The sequence below is a fragment of the Thermoleptolyngbya sp. C42_A2020_037 genome, from assembly GCF_015272455.1.
Taxonomy (GTDB): domain Bacteria; phylum Cyanobacteriota; class Cyanobacteriia; order Elainellales; family Elainellaceae; genus Thermoleptolyngbya.
Genome location: NZ_JACYLP010000035.1, coordinates 19,790 through 33,543, shown reverse-complemented (window position 1 = coordinate 33,543; position 13,754 = coordinate 19,790). Strand labels below are relative to the sequence as shown.

The 13,754-nt window shown below is 56.6% G+C and carries 12 protein-coding genes; 7 read left to right on the top strand and 5 right to left on the bottom strand.

The genetic code is table 11. The features are described from left to right. Positions 1–300 precede the first annotated feature (300 nt). Positions 301–753, top strand: coding sequence for a hypothetical protein (locus tag IGS16_RS11435; protein ID WP_297085535.1), 453 nt, complete (start codon positions 301–303; stop codon positions 751–753). A gap of 3 nt (positions 754–756) precedes the next feature. On the opposite strand, the gene IGS16_RS11430 is transcribed toward IGS16_RS11435, so the two are convergent. Beyond that, positions 757–951, bottom strand: coding sequence for a hypothetical protein (locus IGS16_RS11430; protein WP_068511224.1), 195 nt, complete (start codon positions 949–951; stop codon positions 757–759). Positions 952–1,676: 725 nt separating this feature from the next. Between IGS16_RS11430 and IGS16_RS11425 the strand changes: the two genes are divergently transcribed. From IGS16_RS11425 to IGS16_RS11410, 4 genes are all read left to right on the top strand, one after another. Further along, positions 1,677–2,045 (top strand): STAS domain-containing protein, encoded by a 369-nt coding sequence (locus IGS16_RS11425; protein ID WP_084782602.1) that lies wholly within the window; start codon positions 1,677–1,679, stop codon positions 2,043–2,045. 160 nt (positions 2,046–2,205) lie between these two features. Further along, the gene (locus IGS16_RS11420; RefSeq protein ID WP_297085533.1) at positions 2,206–4,875 is read left to right on the top strand and encodes a TIGR03960 family B12-binding radical SAM protein; all 2,670 of its coding nucleotides are present in this window, start codon (positions 2,206–2,208) and stop codon (positions 4,873–4,875) included. A gap of 902 nt (positions 4,876–5,777) precedes the next feature. Continuing rightward, the gene (locus tag IGS16_RS11415) at positions 5,778–7,883 is read left to right on the top strand and encodes an Rne/Rng family ribonuclease (RefSeq protein WP_297085531.1); all 2,106 of its coding nucleotides are present in this window, start codon (positions 5,778–5,780) and stop codon (positions 7,881–7,883) included. Between the two features lie 36 nt (positions 7,884–7,919). Further along, positions 7,920–8,543: a ribonuclease HII gene (locus IGS16_RS11410; RefSeq protein WP_297085530.1), complete on the top strand. Its 624-nt coding sequence runs from the start codon at positions 7,920–7,922 to the stop codon at positions 8,541–8,543. Between the two features lie 66 nt (positions 8,544–8,609). Here IGS16_RS11410 and IGS16_RS11405 read toward each other — a convergent pair whose 3' ends face one another. Next, a complete protein-coding gene (locus IGS16_RS11405; RefSeq protein WP_297085527.1) occupies positions 8,610–9,194 on the bottom strand; it encodes a DUF1997 domain-containing protein in 585 nt (194 codons plus the stop codon). 450 nt (positions 9,195–9,644) lie between these two features. On the opposite strand from IGS16_RS11405, the gene pheA reads away from it, so the two are divergent. Continuing rightward, positions 9,645–10,487, top strand: a complete 843-nt coding sequence (pheA, locus tag IGS16_RS11400) for a prephenate dehydratase (protein ID WP_297085526.1) — start codon at positions 9,645–9,647, stop codon at positions 10,485–10,487. 130 nt (positions 10,488–10,617) lie between these two features. Here pheA and IGS16_RS11395 read toward each other — a convergent pair whose 3' ends face one another. The 3 genes from IGS16_RS11395 to IGS16_RS11385 all read right to left on the bottom strand — a co-directional run bounded on the left by IGS16_RS11395 (position 10,618) and on the right by IGS16_RS11385 (position 12,405). Beyond that, complete coding sequence (locus IGS16_RS11395) at positions 10,618–11,268, bottom strand: LON peptidase substrate-binding domain-containing protein (protein WP_068511235.1); 651 nt, start codon at positions 11,266–11,268, stop codon at positions 10,618–10,620. Positions 11,269–11,529: 261 nt separating this feature from the next. Further along, complete coding sequence (gene cutA / locus IGS16_RS11390; protein ID WP_367185782.1) at positions 11,530–11,913, bottom strand: divalent-cation tolerance protein CutA; 384 nt, start codon at positions 11,911–11,913, stop codon at positions 11,530–11,532. Between the two features lie 51 nt (positions 11,914–11,964). Continuing rightward, positions 11,965–12,405, bottom strand: coding sequence for an ATP-binding protein (locus IGS16_RS11385; RefSeq protein ID WP_297085522.1), 441 nt, complete (start codon positions 12,403–12,405; stop codon positions 11,965–11,967). Positions 12,406–12,555: 150 nt separating this feature from the next. On the opposite strand from IGS16_RS11385, the gene IGS16_RS11380 reads away from it, so the two are divergent. Beyond that, on the top strand, positions 12,556–13,713 hold the full coding sequence (locus tag IGS16_RS11380) for a SpoIIE family protein phosphatase (protein ID WP_297085520.1): 1,158 nt from the start codon (positions 12,556–12,558) through the stop codon (positions 13,711–13,713). The last annotated feature ends 41 nt before the right edge of the window (positions 13,714–13,754 follow it).

The following is a 13,754-nucleotide window of genomic DNA, read 5'->3' as shown; positions in this document are numbered from 1 at the left end:
TGCCAGAACTCCGCGCTTCAAAGAGGTGCTTTCGCAGTTCTCAGCCTTCGCAGTTCTCAATCTCCGCCAGATGCTCCATCGAAGCAGCACTCTCGGCGTAAAAGTCTGGAGCAGTGCCCCGCCCACTTGATAACCCAATTTAGATAACCCAGTTTATAAGATAGAAGAAGGTCAGTCGGCATCAAGTCTCCATCGAGCCAGCGCTTCCCTGCCCATGTGAGATCTTTGGCGGCTGAGCAATCTGCAACTTATCGTCCAGGTAAACGGCTATTCGGGGGCGATCGCCAACTAGAGTCATTCATGGATTCAGCTTCTACGTTTCATCCCAGCGAAATCGTCTGCATCGAACATGAAGAAGTCCGCCTTTATGCAGAAGTGATCCAGCTTTCTGAAACTCGCCCGGTCTGCTGGCTACGGCCGCTGCTTTTGGTCACGCTGGTCTCTGAGGAGCAATCCGCGGCCTGCGACGTGAGCGCTCTGGCTAGTTCTGTCCCCCCGCTTGGGCGATCGCTAGAATCAGAGAAAATCCACAGCATGATCGACCTGCGCGAAGGGGCGGATCTGCTCTTGCCTACTGCACTCATGCGCCATGCGCTAGATGTTGAGCTAATTCCGCTGTGGTCAGCGCTGCACTCGCTCAAGCCTGCCGCTGAGGGCGATCGCCCCGTTCAAAGTCCTTTGCATTCTTTGACACAAAGACTTTGGGCTGCCTATCCTACAATCTTCGAGTCTTCGGAGAAGAAATGCAGCTAACCCTTATGGACTAGGCACCAGGCGCACACGGCCCGCATCCATTTCAGACATCAGCAGTTCCAGAGCTTCATAATCTGCGTCTGAAATGTAGCCCAGTCGGGTCAGTTCATAGTTGATTTCGTTCTCAATGTCAGGGGTCAACTGCTTGATATAGAGGGCTTTGGCAACCAGTTGACGAATCACATGGGTAGTCTTCATTGCATTCTTCACCGCAATGTTTGGGGCATCTCACACTGTTTAAATTGTCGTTCGCTTCTTCGGGAACAGAAGTGATCTCCACCGAGCGAAACAAGTGATCTAAAACGGGTAATTTTTGTGACCCAAATCACCAAGGCTGGGCGGAAACGGGAGTGAAGGGTTGCAGACGGTTCAGAAAGTTGAATCCATTCAGGGGTGACATCAGCCTTTAGCCAAATCGCCAAAACTGCTTCGCTTTGGCTCGCTGAGCAAATCTGAGGCTTGTGGGATATTCCGGGGGCGATCGCAGCACCGACTGCTCTCAGTGCGATGTGAGGCTAGATACTAGCGCAATTTGTAGCAAGCCGCACTCGTAGGAACACTTATTTAAATCTTTATAGAAGAGCGGATTGCTTTTAAAGATTCCGCGAATACACGGAAATAGGCTGGCACGGAACCTGTTGAACGAACTATTTTTCAAGGATCACGGTTTGTGTTCCCACTCGGTATCAGTTTTGAGGTTCAAGAGGTTCAACGTGTCCGTGTACCGTTGGGATTTAGTCAGGGCAGGAGGATTACGCCCTTGCCAAGCCGGCCTTTTCCATCGACTTCCATTCGATTTTCGTTCGGCAGGATTCAACTCAGTCGGTAGGATTCAACTCAGCCTGAACTCTGAACCCTAAATTCTAAACGCGGTTCAATTCTAAATTCTTATTTATCTCTTGTCGGGGTGAAATTAGCTTGTGATGCAAACCTTACTATCAGAATCTCTGCTCTCTGAATTTTCGCCAGTCGGTTCTGCTTCAACAACGGTTGTAGAGCCTGTGGGGGCGCTCAATGCCTCAAACGCAGCCCTGTTTCAACGACAGTTGGCAACGCTTCTTGCGTCAGATTGTTCGTCCGTGCTGGTCGATCTTAGCCAGGTAGAAACGCTTGACAGCGCGGGGCTAATGGTGCTGATTTCGGCACAAACCGCCGCTCACCAGCACCAAAAGCGATTTGGCATCTGCGGCGTTTCGCCCTCTATCCGCATCATCTTTGAAGTGACACAGCTCGACCGGGCATTTACCCTGTTCGAGAGCCGGGCTGACTACGAAGTGTCTCTCGCATCTTGAGCCAGACAAACATCACTATTGCTCATCGGTTTCGCCATCGGTTTTGCCCTCGCCTCCTCTCGCTCCTGCCTAGGTGGCGCTCACCGCGTAGCCCTGTTAGACTCGCGTCGTCCTCGTATACTGGGTGGGTAGGGATTTAGTTTAGCGAGGCTGGTTTTCTGTGGCGATCGCCCTTGAGCAGTTGCTCACCCCCGACATTGCCCGTCCTGCTCGATATCTGGGCAATGAGCTAGGGGCTGTTCACAAGCCCTGGTTGGATGCAGACATCCGCTGGGTTTTGACCTATCCCGAAGTATACGAGGTCGGCGCATCCAACCTGGGCCACATTATTCTCTACAGCATTCTCAACGCGCAGCCTCGACAACTGTGCGATCGCGCCTACTTGCCCGGTTCAGACCTAGCTGCCAAGCTCAAGGAATCCCGTACACCCCTATTTGCCGTCGAGTCTCGCCGTTCCCTGACTGACTTCGACATCCTTGGCTTCAGCCTCAGCTACGAACTGGGCGCAACCAATATCCTAGAAATGCTGAGCCTGGCCCAGATTCCGCTCACCTGGCAAGAGCGGCAGCAGTCTGGGGTCTGGAACGTCGAACGGGGAAGCTTTCCGCTGATTTTTGCGGGCGGACAGACCGCCACATCCAACCCCGAACCCTACGCCGACTTTTTCGACTTTATTGCCCTGGGCGATGGTGAGGAACTGCTGCCCGAAATCGGCCTAGTGCTGCAAGAGGGCAAGGCGCAGGGACTTGGCCGCGAGGAACTGCTGCTGGATTTGGCCCAGGTTCCGGGTGTCTATGTACCCCAGTTTTATGAAATGGCGGTGGATGGGGCAGTGCGTCCCCTGCGGTCAGACGTGCCAGAACGGGTACTGCGCCGCGTTGCTGCCCCCATACCTGCCTACTCTATTGGGCTGGTTCCCTACGTGGAAACGGTACACGATCGCCTGGTGGTCGAAATTCGCCGGGGCTGCACGCGGGGCTGTCGCTTTTGCCAGCCGGGAATGCTGACCCGCCCCGCACGAGACGTTGCGCCAGAGCAGGTGATCGAAACCATCGAGCAGGGTATGCGGGCGACGGGCTACAACGAATTTTCGCTATTGTCGCTCAGTTGCTCCGACTATTTGGCGCTGCCTGCGGTGGGGTTGGAAATCAAGAACCGCCTGAAGGATGAAAATATTTCCCTCAGCCTGCCCAGCCAGCGCGTTGACCGGTTTGATGAAAACATTGCCAACATCATCGGCGGCACGCGCAAGGGCGGGCTGACCTTTGCGCCAGAGGCGGGCACGCAGCGGCTGCGTGACATTATCAACAAAGGCTTGACCAACGAGGAACTGCTGCGGGGTGTGAAAACTGCCTACGAGCAGGGCTGGGATCGGGTCAAACTCTATTTCATGATTGGGCTACCGGGAGAGACGGATGCCGACGTGTTGGGCATTGCCGAAACAATGCGCTGGCTCCAGCGGGAATGTCGGCTGAAGGGGCGCAAGCCGCTGAGCTTTAATGTGACGATTTCCAACTTTACGCCCAAGCCTCACACGCCGTTTCAGTGGCATTCGGTGTCTACGGCAGAATTTGAGCGCAAGCAAAGGCTGTTGCAGCAGGAATTTCGCACGATTCGCGGACTCAAGGCGAATTTTACCGATGTGCGGATTTCGGCGATGGAAGATTTTGTCGGGCGGGGCGATCGCCGCTTGGGAGCCGTCGTGCGTCGCGCCTGGGAACTGGGGGCCCGCGAAGATTCCTGGTGGGAAAGCCTGGAGCGGGCCTTTGCGGCCTGGACAGAGGCGATCGCCGAAGCCGGACTCACCTGGAAATATCGCCAAGTCGAAAGCGGCGAGTGGAACCTGTTTGGCCACCCGTCCCCCGCATCCGATTGCCCCACGCCGGACTACAGCGCCCCCCTGCCCTGGGATCACATCGACACAGGCATCAGCAAAACCTGGCTCCAGGAAGACCTGCACCGCGCCCTGGCAGCCGCCACGGTTCCCGACTGCTCCTTTGACGGTTGCTCTCACTGCGGCGTGTGCGGGGCAGACTTTGGACACAACGTGGTCGTGCCGCCGCCGCCGATTCCCCAGTTCCAGCATCACTTTACGCCCGAAACCTGCCGTGCCCAGCGGCTACGGGTGCGCTATGGCAAGCTAGGCAGCATGGCGCTGATTGGTCATTTAGATTTGTTGCGCCTGTTTGACCGAGCCATTCGCCGCGCCGCGCTGCCGATCGCCTACACGGGCGGCTTCCACCCCAGCCCGCGGATCATGGTGGCCAGTGCCCTGCCCTTGGGGTCTACCAGCACAGGCGAAGCGGTCGATTTTGATCTGACACGGGTGATGGAGCCGACCGAGTTTCTGGAAAAGCTAGCGGCTCAACTGCCCCCCGACGTTCCGCTGTATGGCGTGGAGGCGATCGCCCCCGACGGCCCCACCGCCACCCAGCAGCTCGACCAAGCAGAATACACCCTGGCGATCGCCCTCTCCGACGAAGCAGCCCCGCCGCTCTCGCCCCAGCAGCCCGCCCAGTGGGTGGAGTCGATCCTCGCCGCCAGCGAACTCTGGTATGACCAGACCACCAAATCGGGCAACGTGCAGAAAATCAACTTGCGCGATCGCCTCAGCAGACTGTCCCTGATTTCTGCCGATGCGCTGCCGGACTCTATCGCCGCAGCCCTGGCAGCCGTTGACCCCGACCGGGCGATCGCCCTGCGCTACGTCGGCAGCTATCGCAACGACGGCACGCTGTTGCGCCCAGAACACGTCGTCCACCTGCTAGAACAGGCCAGCCAGCAGCCCCTGCAACTGCTCCACAGTCACCGCGATCGCCTGATCTTTTAGTGCTTTACCCAGCGCCTCCATCACCGCCCAGTCTATAACAGTGCGCTTTTTAACAGATTGCTCCATTCATCTGTCTACAATTAGAGATGAGGGTTCGTATCAATTCTCGATTTTGGATTTGCAGCTTTGATTGCCAGTCAAGCATCTGCTGGGCTTCTAGCAATCTCATTCGTAGCTCCGCCTAGAAGAATTGATACTTAATGCGTTTCGTCGAGGCATCTCGGCTCGAGACACCTCAAGTGAAGCGCTTGCACCCCGTATCCAGAGCTGCGGACGTTTTGAACCTCAGCCACGGCATTTTTCCATCCCTGTTCCCCCTGTGATAGGAATTATGCAGCGGCTAGTAGCACAATCTTAACGACACGCTATAATGCATTTCAAAAGACGCTGATGCGAACTGAGCGCCCATGTTGCTGCCCGTGGTTCAATAGGCAGACCGTTTGGGAGGGAGTTCGCCTCCGCAGGTTTTGAGACTGAGGACGACTCTGTTAGATGAGTCAAATTGGGAACCTGGCTCCATTGGAAGGTTTGCCCAGTTCTATCAAGCTTGACTAGTGTTGCGTCAAGCAGCTTTTGCGGACTCACCAGCTGCATCATCCGCAGTTCGTGAGCCAACTCGTGAGTCAATCAGCCCATGAGTCGAGCGTTGACAGACCACTAGCGAGCGCTAGCTCCGGGTATCAGAAAGCTCCAGGTATTGAAACGGCAGGCAGCTCTTTAATTGTCTTTACATCCAGAGAAGTTAGAAGCAGTACGCTGTCGAATCGATGGGTAGTAGGGCATTCCTCGTCTACTCGCCGATACCAGGGTCTTCCGTGTTTACAGATCTACACACAAAATCACCGCAGAAGCGCATCCCGCGAATCTGTTCGCTCTGCGTTGCCCCGTTCTGAGGAACTTGAATGTCAAAACAAATTATTATTGCTGAGCAGCATCGAATCGCCGCCGTCTTTTCAGGAGACCAAATTCAAGAGCTAATTGTTGCAACAGGCAGCCACCAGGTCAGCGACATCTACTTGGGTATTGTGGAAAATGTCTTGCCGGGGATTGATGCTGCCTTTGTGAACATTGGAGACAGCGAGCGCAACGGCTTTATCCATGTGTCTGACCTCGGCCCGCTCCGCCTCAAAAAAGCGGCCGCCCCCATCACCGAACTGCTGGTGCCCCAGCAAAAGGTGCTGGTGCAAATTATGAAAGAGCCGACCGGCAATAAAGGACCCCGGCTCACCGGAAACATCAGCCTGCCCGGACGCTATCTGGTATTGATGCCCTCTGGACGGGGCGTGAATCTGTCGCGTCGAATCCGCAATGAAAACGAGCGAAATCGCCTGCGGGCCCTGGCGATTTTGGTAAAACCAGCGGGCATGGGGTTATTGGTGCGAACCGAAGCGGAGGGCGTGCCGGAAGAAGCCATTATCGAAGATTTGGAAGCGCTGCAAAAACAGTGGGAAGCTATTCAGCTAGAAGCTGCCAATACCCGTCCGCCCTGTCTGCTGAATCGAGATGATGATTTTATTCAGCGGGTGCTGCGGGATGTCTATAGCGCTGACGTAAACCGTATCGTGGTGGACTCCCATACGGGGGCAAAGCGCGTTAAACAGCATTTGATGAACTGGAGCGGCGGTAAGGCTCCGGTCGGCGTGTTGATTGACCACCATCGCGAACGCACGCCCATTCTGGAATATTTTCGGGTGAATGCGGCGATTCGCGAGGCGCTGAAGCCGCGAGTAGACCTGCCCTCTGGCGGATACATCATCATCGAGCGCACCGAAGCGCTGACGGTGATTGACGTGAACTCTGGTTCCTTTACTCGCTCTGCGACAGCGCGAGAAACCGTGCTGTGGACGAACTGCGAGGCGGCAGCAGAAATTGCCCGCCAGCTCCGGCTTCGTAACATTGCTGGGGTGATCGTGGTGGACTTTATCGATATGGATTCCCACCGGGACAAACTCCAGGTTTTGGAGCAGTTTAATAAGGCGCTGCGGGCTGATAAGGCCCGGCCCCAAATTGCTCAGCTAACGGAACTGGGACTGGTGGAACTGACCCGGAAGCGCCAGGGGAAAAATATTTACGAATTGTTTGGAAAGGCGTGTCCGACCTGCGGCGGGCTGGGGCATGTGGTGCATTTGCCCGGAGATGCTGAGGAGGTGGCTGTGCCTGCTGAAGTGCCCCGCACGTTCCCGGCTGCTCATGAGTCGCGGGCTGTGCAGTTGAGAGAGCCTTGGGACGCTCCGGAGCTAGAGTTTGGCTCTCCGGCACTGGCAGAGCAGCAGGAGCTAGATTTGACCAACCACCCCAGCTATCAAGACCGAAGCCGAGTGGATAGTCGCCGCCGCCGCCGCAGCCGCCCGCCCCGCTCTGCTGAGCCGGTGGTGCGGGGGAATGGGGGGCGATCGCCCGACCTTGAGGCGGATACAGACGCGCCCGTTGCGCTTGAAGAACTGCCCGTGCTAAACGGCTCCACACCAACCCTAGGGAAAGAGAGCCGAGAGGGGCGAGAGGGGCGAGAAGGGCGCTCAGAAAAGCCGGAGCGGGGTGGACGCGGGCGACGAGAGCGAGCCGCCGCAGAGCCACAGCAGGTGATCACGGTGGAGATGACCCCAGAGGAGCAAGAGATTTATGCGCTGATGGGGGTTTCGCCGCTGGTGTTGGCACCGGAACCAGTGAAAGATCCAAAAACAACGGTGGTGATGGTTGCGCTGCCAGGGCAAGGGCGGCAGGCAGCCAACTCGACGGCCTCTGGCACAACTTCTGGCAATGGCAGCGGGATCTCTGCTGCGCTGCTACAAGAAAAAGAAAAAGCCGAATCTACGCCAGCGCCAGACCCTATTCTGAAATCGGCTGCGCTGGCTGAGCCTGTGGCCCATGCAGAAAGCCTGCCCACTGAAGTAGCGATCGCCCCGGTTAGTTCCGACCCTGAGGACGGCGATGCGGCTGGGGATAGCAGCGCCCCTCGTCGTCGCCGCCGCCGCCGATCGTCTGTGTCAGCCGACGAGTCGGCCTCCTAGTCAGCCACCGGATGTACCTGAGGTAGAAGAGGGCAGATGGCAGCCGAGCTAATCGCGGGCGTGGATGAGGTCGGGCGGGGGGCGCTGTTTGGGCCCGTGGTGGCCGCCGCCGTGATCTTGCCAGACAGCGCTGTCGCCAGACTGACGGCGCTGGGTGTGACAGATAGCAAGCTCCTGTCGCCCGCTCAGCGCGATCGCCTAGTGGAACAGGTGCGTCGTCTTGGGATGGATTGCCGGATTGGTTTTGCCTCGGTGCGGGAAATTGATCGCCTCAATATTTTGCAGGCATCGCTACTGGCCATGCGTCGGGCGATCGCCCGCCTCAGCCCACAGCCGGATCTGTGCTTAGTGGACGGCAACCAGCGCATTCCTGGCCTGCTAATTCCTCAGCAGCCGATCATCAAGGGCGACCAGACCTGTTTGGCGATCGCCGCTGCCAGTATCCTTGCCAAAGTATGGCGCGATCGCCTGATCGTCCGACTCTCGGCTCGATATCCCCACTACGACCTGGCCACCAATAAGGGCTATGGCACGGCCGCCCATCGGCTAGCGATTCAAACCTACGGCTGCACACCCCAGCACCGCCGCAGTTTTAAGCCTTGTCAGATAGATCACCTAGATCACCCTCCAATCCAGCAGATCCTCGACTGTGGCTCCTAAAGCCTCGCCTCTGAAACGTGGGGAGACATAGCGCCCAAATCTGGGCTGAGCATTGGGTTCACTGGCTCAGTCTGCTGCCAAATCTGGTGCGAAGGAGAGTGAAGCGCGGGCCGGCTCTGCGAGCTGCGCCCTGACCCAATTTTCATAATCCACCAAAAGCTGATGCATGAGCCGTTGCTTCATCGTGCCCAAAACGCTCCGCAGCAGCCCGTTTCCGGTTGCCTCTAGCAAAGGGCGGGGCGTAACCCAGAGCGCAGGCGGCAGCCCGACCTCGACCTGCAAATTGGCTTGACCCAGCAGGCGAGTTCCATAGCGCGTTTGCACAGGCATCAGTTGCCCCAGCAAATCGAGATGAAACCGCTCGTTAATATAGTCCACACCCAAAATTTCGCTGCCCGCCGACCGCAGCGTAATGCCGCCTTCCGCATCGGTCCAAATGTCAATATCCACCGTCGGCTGGAGGCTGAGCGTGAGGAACGTAATCGGGCGCATCTTGAGGCGAAAGCGATCGCCCCCCAATGCTTCAACCCGGCTAGGGTCAACCAGCGCCGTAATCAACCGATGGGGCTGACGCAAATAGTGCTGAATTGGAATCGGCTGCTCAGGAACCTTGAGTTCGACCGATTGGGAGGCGGAGAAACGAGTCTGCATGTCAGATAGCGTGAGGAGAAAAAATAAATTGCAGGGCGGGAAACATAAAAACTGAATGACCTTGCCACCCGCTTAACCATCCATTGCAAAAAGACAAAAGACTCAGTAGCAAAAAGCCAGCCCTAAATTGCTCAGCGCTCAAGTCGAGCGACATCCAGTCAGTTTGTATTGTGAGCAATACCCAAAGCTTTCACAGCACCCGATCCGGAGCATCAGGGAATCGCCAGAAGTCATGCTGGATTTGGCAGTTGATCAGGCACTCGACTCATGGGTTTACTTGCGTGGCTTTACTTGCGTCAGCTAAGTTCATCCTGAAGCAATATGAAGCTGCAAACAAGCGTGTTGGCAATCCCTTAAACAAATTTTACAGCTTTTCCCAGAAATCTACCTTGACTATAGGTAGTATACGGAGGTTTTACAGGGAATGCTGAGATTTCTACTAGACACCGTATGACTATCTTGATTGCTCATCTTGGGCCAGCCGGAACCTATGCCGAAGATGCGGCGATCGCCTGTCGGGCATGGTTGGAAAGCACGGCAGGACTGTCAAGCGAACTGCGTCCCTACTCCAGCATTCCAAAAACGCTGCGGGCCACCGAGAGCGGCGAAACCCAGCTTTCGGTCGTGCCGGTCGAAAACTCGATTGAGGGAAGCGTTACCACCACCCTGGATACGCTCTGGCAGATGAATTCCTTGCAAATCCAGCGGGCAATTGTGTTGCCGATAGACCATGCGCTCATCTCCCGCGCCCCCGATCTGGCATCCCTGCAAACGGTGTATGCACATCCGCAGGCCCTCGCCCAGTGTCAGGGCTGGCTAGAGCGGATGCTGCCAGAGGCGCGACTGATGCCCGCTAGTTCCAACGCCGAAGCCCTGCACCGGCTAGACTCAGAGCCTCAGGCAGGGGCGATCGCCTCTCGCCGCGCAGCCAAGCTCTACAATTTGCCCGTGCTGAGCTACCCGATTAACGACTACCCTGACAACTGCACTCGCTTTTGGGTCTTGGGGCTAACGCCATCTCCCGGCGGCACCCATACCTCCCTGGCCTTCAGCGTACCCGCCAACGTCCCTGGCGCATTGGTCACGCCGCTCCAAGTCTTTGCGACCCGCAATCTCAACCTGAGTCGGATCGAGTCTCGACCCAGCAAGCGATCGCTCGGAGATTACGTCTTTTTTATCGACATTGAAGCCAGCGCGGATGATCCTACCGTTCAGCAGGCCCTCCAGGAGCTAGGGCAGCACACCGAAACCCTAAAACTGCTGGGTAGCTACTCCATTGCGACTGCGGACTAGCGCATCTCCAGCGTTTTAGGGAGCGAAGCAATCTGCCATGCAGACTTTAGCCTGCCTTTGGGAGAGTAGACGTGAATCGGGCGATCGAAGTCACCACTACGAGCGGCCGGCCTACTTACGCTGACCTGCACTAGCCATCGAAGCGCAGGGCATCCTTCAGCGCAGTCCGAGCGGCAAGGTGGCTGCGAGTCGAGGTCAAAATCTCCGCTTCTCGCTCCAGACGAGCCGCCGTGTCTTGAAGCTCCAGCAATGCCTGCTGCTCTTGAGCCACGCCGTACAGATTGCTGGCGACCCAATAAGACAGCTCCAGCGGCAAATCTGGAATATCATCGGGCACTTCGATTTCCTGATTGGTCAGCTTGGCCGAGAGCCGCACCACATCTCGCAAGAGCTGATCGACCTCAATGCTCAGAGAGTGGAGGTTTCGCTCGGTGGGGTGGTCTTCGATCCACTCGACTAGACCGACGTGATAGGGCTTTTCGCGCACGTAGTCCAACACTCGAAAGCGCTGCTGCCCCACGGTCATAATCTTCATGCGGTCGTCGGGCATCCGGTGGAAGTTGGTGATTTCAGCGCAGCATCCCACGCTCGCAACGCGACCATCCGCAGGATCGACCATCAGCACCCCAAAGCGGCGATCGCTCTGAAGAATGGTGTTCATCATGATTCGGTAGCGGAATTCAAAAATGTGGAGGGGGAGTCGCCGCCCCGGAAACAGAACAACCTCCGAAAGGGGGAAGAGGGGGAGTTCTCGAACCGCAACCGATGAAGAAAATGCCATTGAGTTCTGTCTAATCAGTATCAGAGCCAGAGAGCGCTAGAGACGTACCTGCACTCACACACACTGCAACGACTATAGATCGCCGATGCAGCGCTGATGATGGTGCTGGTGAACCGCCATTGCCGTGTACACAAAGCTTTGGGCACTTGTCCTTCAGTTTATCGCATTCCTCTGGTTTTCCCAAGGTTCGACAAACTGCGCTCAGCGCTCTGCATGGTGTTCTGAGCTTTTAGTGATCTTCGCTTTTAGTGGTCTGAAGTTTTAGCGTTCTGACTTGTCGTCCTGATTCTGAAGGCTGACCCTCGATAGAGGCGACAGGGGGCTAACTGATGCTCCTAACCAGTTGAGATAGTCTGCTGATCCGGCTGCGATCGGCAGCGCGAGGATTTCGGGAACGTCGTAGCTGTGGAGTTCCCGGATTTTGGTTTCGAGGTCTGGAAACAGGGTTAGGTCAGTCTTGATCACAAGCTGCCACTCGTCTTGCTGCTCCAAGGTATTCTGCCAGGTGTAGACCGAATGGACGGGGAACAGGCTGACGCAGGCCGCCAGCCGTTCGGCGACTAGGGCGCGGGCGATCGCCTCTGCTTCGGTGCGAGAAGCGGCCGTCGTCAGCACCAGACCATACGGCGCTGGGAGATCGCGCATTGCGGGGAGGTCACTCATACGGTGCTGCGGAACTGATGCGTTGAGGCTGCTCTAGTCTGGTCTGGCTAAGTCTTGCCGGGTGTAATGTTTCACAAAAAGGAGGCAGTTCCGCTGATCGGGCGATCGCCGATAGTCTAGAATGTCCGCTGTTTTTTTCATCAGCAGCAGCCCCCGACCGCCTGCGGCATCCCGGTCTACCTCATCTGGAATCGCTTCCAGCATTTTTCGCAAATTAAACGTCGGGCCACAGTCCCAGATCTGAATTTCCAAAACCTCTTTGAAAATCGTGACGCTAATTTCGATTGGGGTGTCTGGCGAACGGTTGCGATGGGCATGGCGGACGGCATTGGTGAAGCCTTCGGCCAGCGCCAACTGACATTGCAGCCAGACTAGCTCTGGAATACCCGCGCATCGCAGGCTGTCAAACCAGGCCAAGACATGATTTAGCTCGCTGAGCTGCGTATCGACCTGGATCTGCTCGCTCCGGAGCATGGTTAGCTGAGTCGATCGAGGAGCCGATCGAGTGGGTGAGACTTCGCAGGAAATCCTCGTCTCTTGGGAGGTGAAGCCGGAAGAGGACGACATAAACGCTTATCTTAATAACTATCGTCAAGGTGTCATTGCTCTAGCCCTAGTCTTCCCATGCCGCAGATTCTTATCATCGACGACGACTCAATTATTCAAACGGTTTTGAAAAAAGCGCTGCAATCCCAAGGATATGAGGTTGCGATCGCAGAGGATGGGGAGATTGGGCTGGCGCTAGCCGAGAAGCTGCGGCCGGCGCTGATCGTGTCGGATTGGGTGATGCCAGGACTGGACGGGCTAGAAGTCTGCCGCCGGGTCAAGGCAAACCCGGATCTATCCACCACTTTCTTCATCTTACTCACTGCCCAGAGCGCTGTGGAAGATCGAATTCAGGGCTTGGATACGGGCGCGGATGACTTTTTGGCGAAACCGATTGAAATTAATGAGCTTCAGGCGCGAGTGCGGGCGGGGCTACGGCTGCACTTGCTGAGTGAAGATTTGCAAACCCAAAAGCGCCTGCTCGAAAAGGAGCTATCGGAAGCCGCCTCCTACGTGCGATCGCTCCTCCCGGCTCCACTGACGGGCGACATTGAAATCGACAGCCGCTTTATTCCCTCCAGCCAGCTTGGGGGCGACTGTTTTGACTATTTTTGGCTCGACCCAGACTATCTGGCGATGTATTTGCTGGATGTGTCGGGGCACGGACTGGGCGCGGCGCTGCCGTCGATTACGGTGCTAAACCTGCTGCGATCGCAGTCGTTGCCCAATGTCAACTTTTACCAGCCCCACGTCGTGCTGCGGGCGCTGAACGAAGCCTTTCAAATGGACAGCCAGCACGACAAGTACTTTACCATCTGGTATGGCGTGTACAACAAAGTCAAGCGGCAGCTCACCTACGCCTGCGCCGGACATCCGCCCGCTGTGCTGATGCCGGGACGACTGCTGCCCCAGCCGGATAAACCCTCTGAGACTTGCCTGCTGGGGATGCGTCGAGTGCCGATCGGGATGCTGTCTGATACCATCTTTGAGAGCGATCGCTGCACCATCCCCCCCGGCAGCCTGCTGTATATCTTCAGCGACGGCATCTATGACTTGCCCAGTTCTGCGGGGCAGCCCACTTGGGGATTGCATCCGTTTATCAACACTCTGTCCAACTGTGCATCCAGTGGTGCAACTATCCCGAATCTCGATCTCTTGCTGCAAGCAGTTCGCAGTCAGGGCGGCGTGTCTACTTTTAGCGATGATCTGTCTATTCTGCAAATCGCGTTTCACTAATTGCAGCCGATCACCCCGCCAACACACAAATGGGACATACT

Bases quoted from the DNA above. Each gene is read 5' to 3' on its own strand.
- IGS16_RS11380 (WP_297085520.1), top strand. From the start codon at position 12,556: ATGCCGCAGATTCTTATCATCGACGACGACTCAATTATTCAAACGGTT.
- IGS16_RS11435 (WP_297085535.1), top strand. From the start codon at position 301: ATGGATTCAGCTTCTACGTTTCATCCCAGCGAAATCGTCTGCATCGAA.
- IGS16_RS11405 (WP_297085527.1), bottom strand. From the start codon at position 9,194: ATGCAGACTCGTTTCTCCGCCTCCCAATCGGTCGAACTCAAGGTTCCT.
- IGS16_RS11385 (WP_297085522.1), bottom strand. From the start codon at position 12,405: ATGCTCCGGAGCGAGCAGATCCAGGTCGATACGCAGCTCAGCGAGCTA.
- IGS16_RS11395 (WP_068511235.1), bottom strand. From the start codon at position 11,268: ATGGCATTTTCTTCATCGGTTGCGGTTCGAGAACTCCCCCTCTTCCCC.
- IGS16_RS11430 (WP_068511224.1), bottom strand. From the start codon at position 951: ATGAAGACTACCCATGTGATTCGTCAACTGGTTGCCAAAGCCCTCTAT.
- IGS16_RS11415 (WP_297085531.1), top strand. From the start codon at position 5,778: ATGTCAAAACAAATTATTATTGCTGAGCAGCATCGAATCGCCGCCGTC.
- IGS16_RS11410 (WP_297085530.1), top strand. From the start codon at position 7,920: ATGGCAGCCGAGCTAATCGCGGGCGTGGATGAGGTCGGGCGGGGGGCG.
- pheA (WP_297085526.1), top strand. From the start codon at position 9,645: ATGACTATCTTGATTGCTCATCTTGGGCCAGCCGGAACCTATGCCGAA.
- IGS16_RS11425 (WP_084782602.1), top strand. From the start codon at position 1,677: ATGCAAACCTTACTATCAGAATCTCTGCTCTCTGAATTTTCGCCAGTC.
- cutA (WP_367185782.1), bottom strand. From the start codon at position 11,913: ATGCGCGATCTCCCAGCGCCGTATGGTCTGGTGCTGACGACGGCCGCT.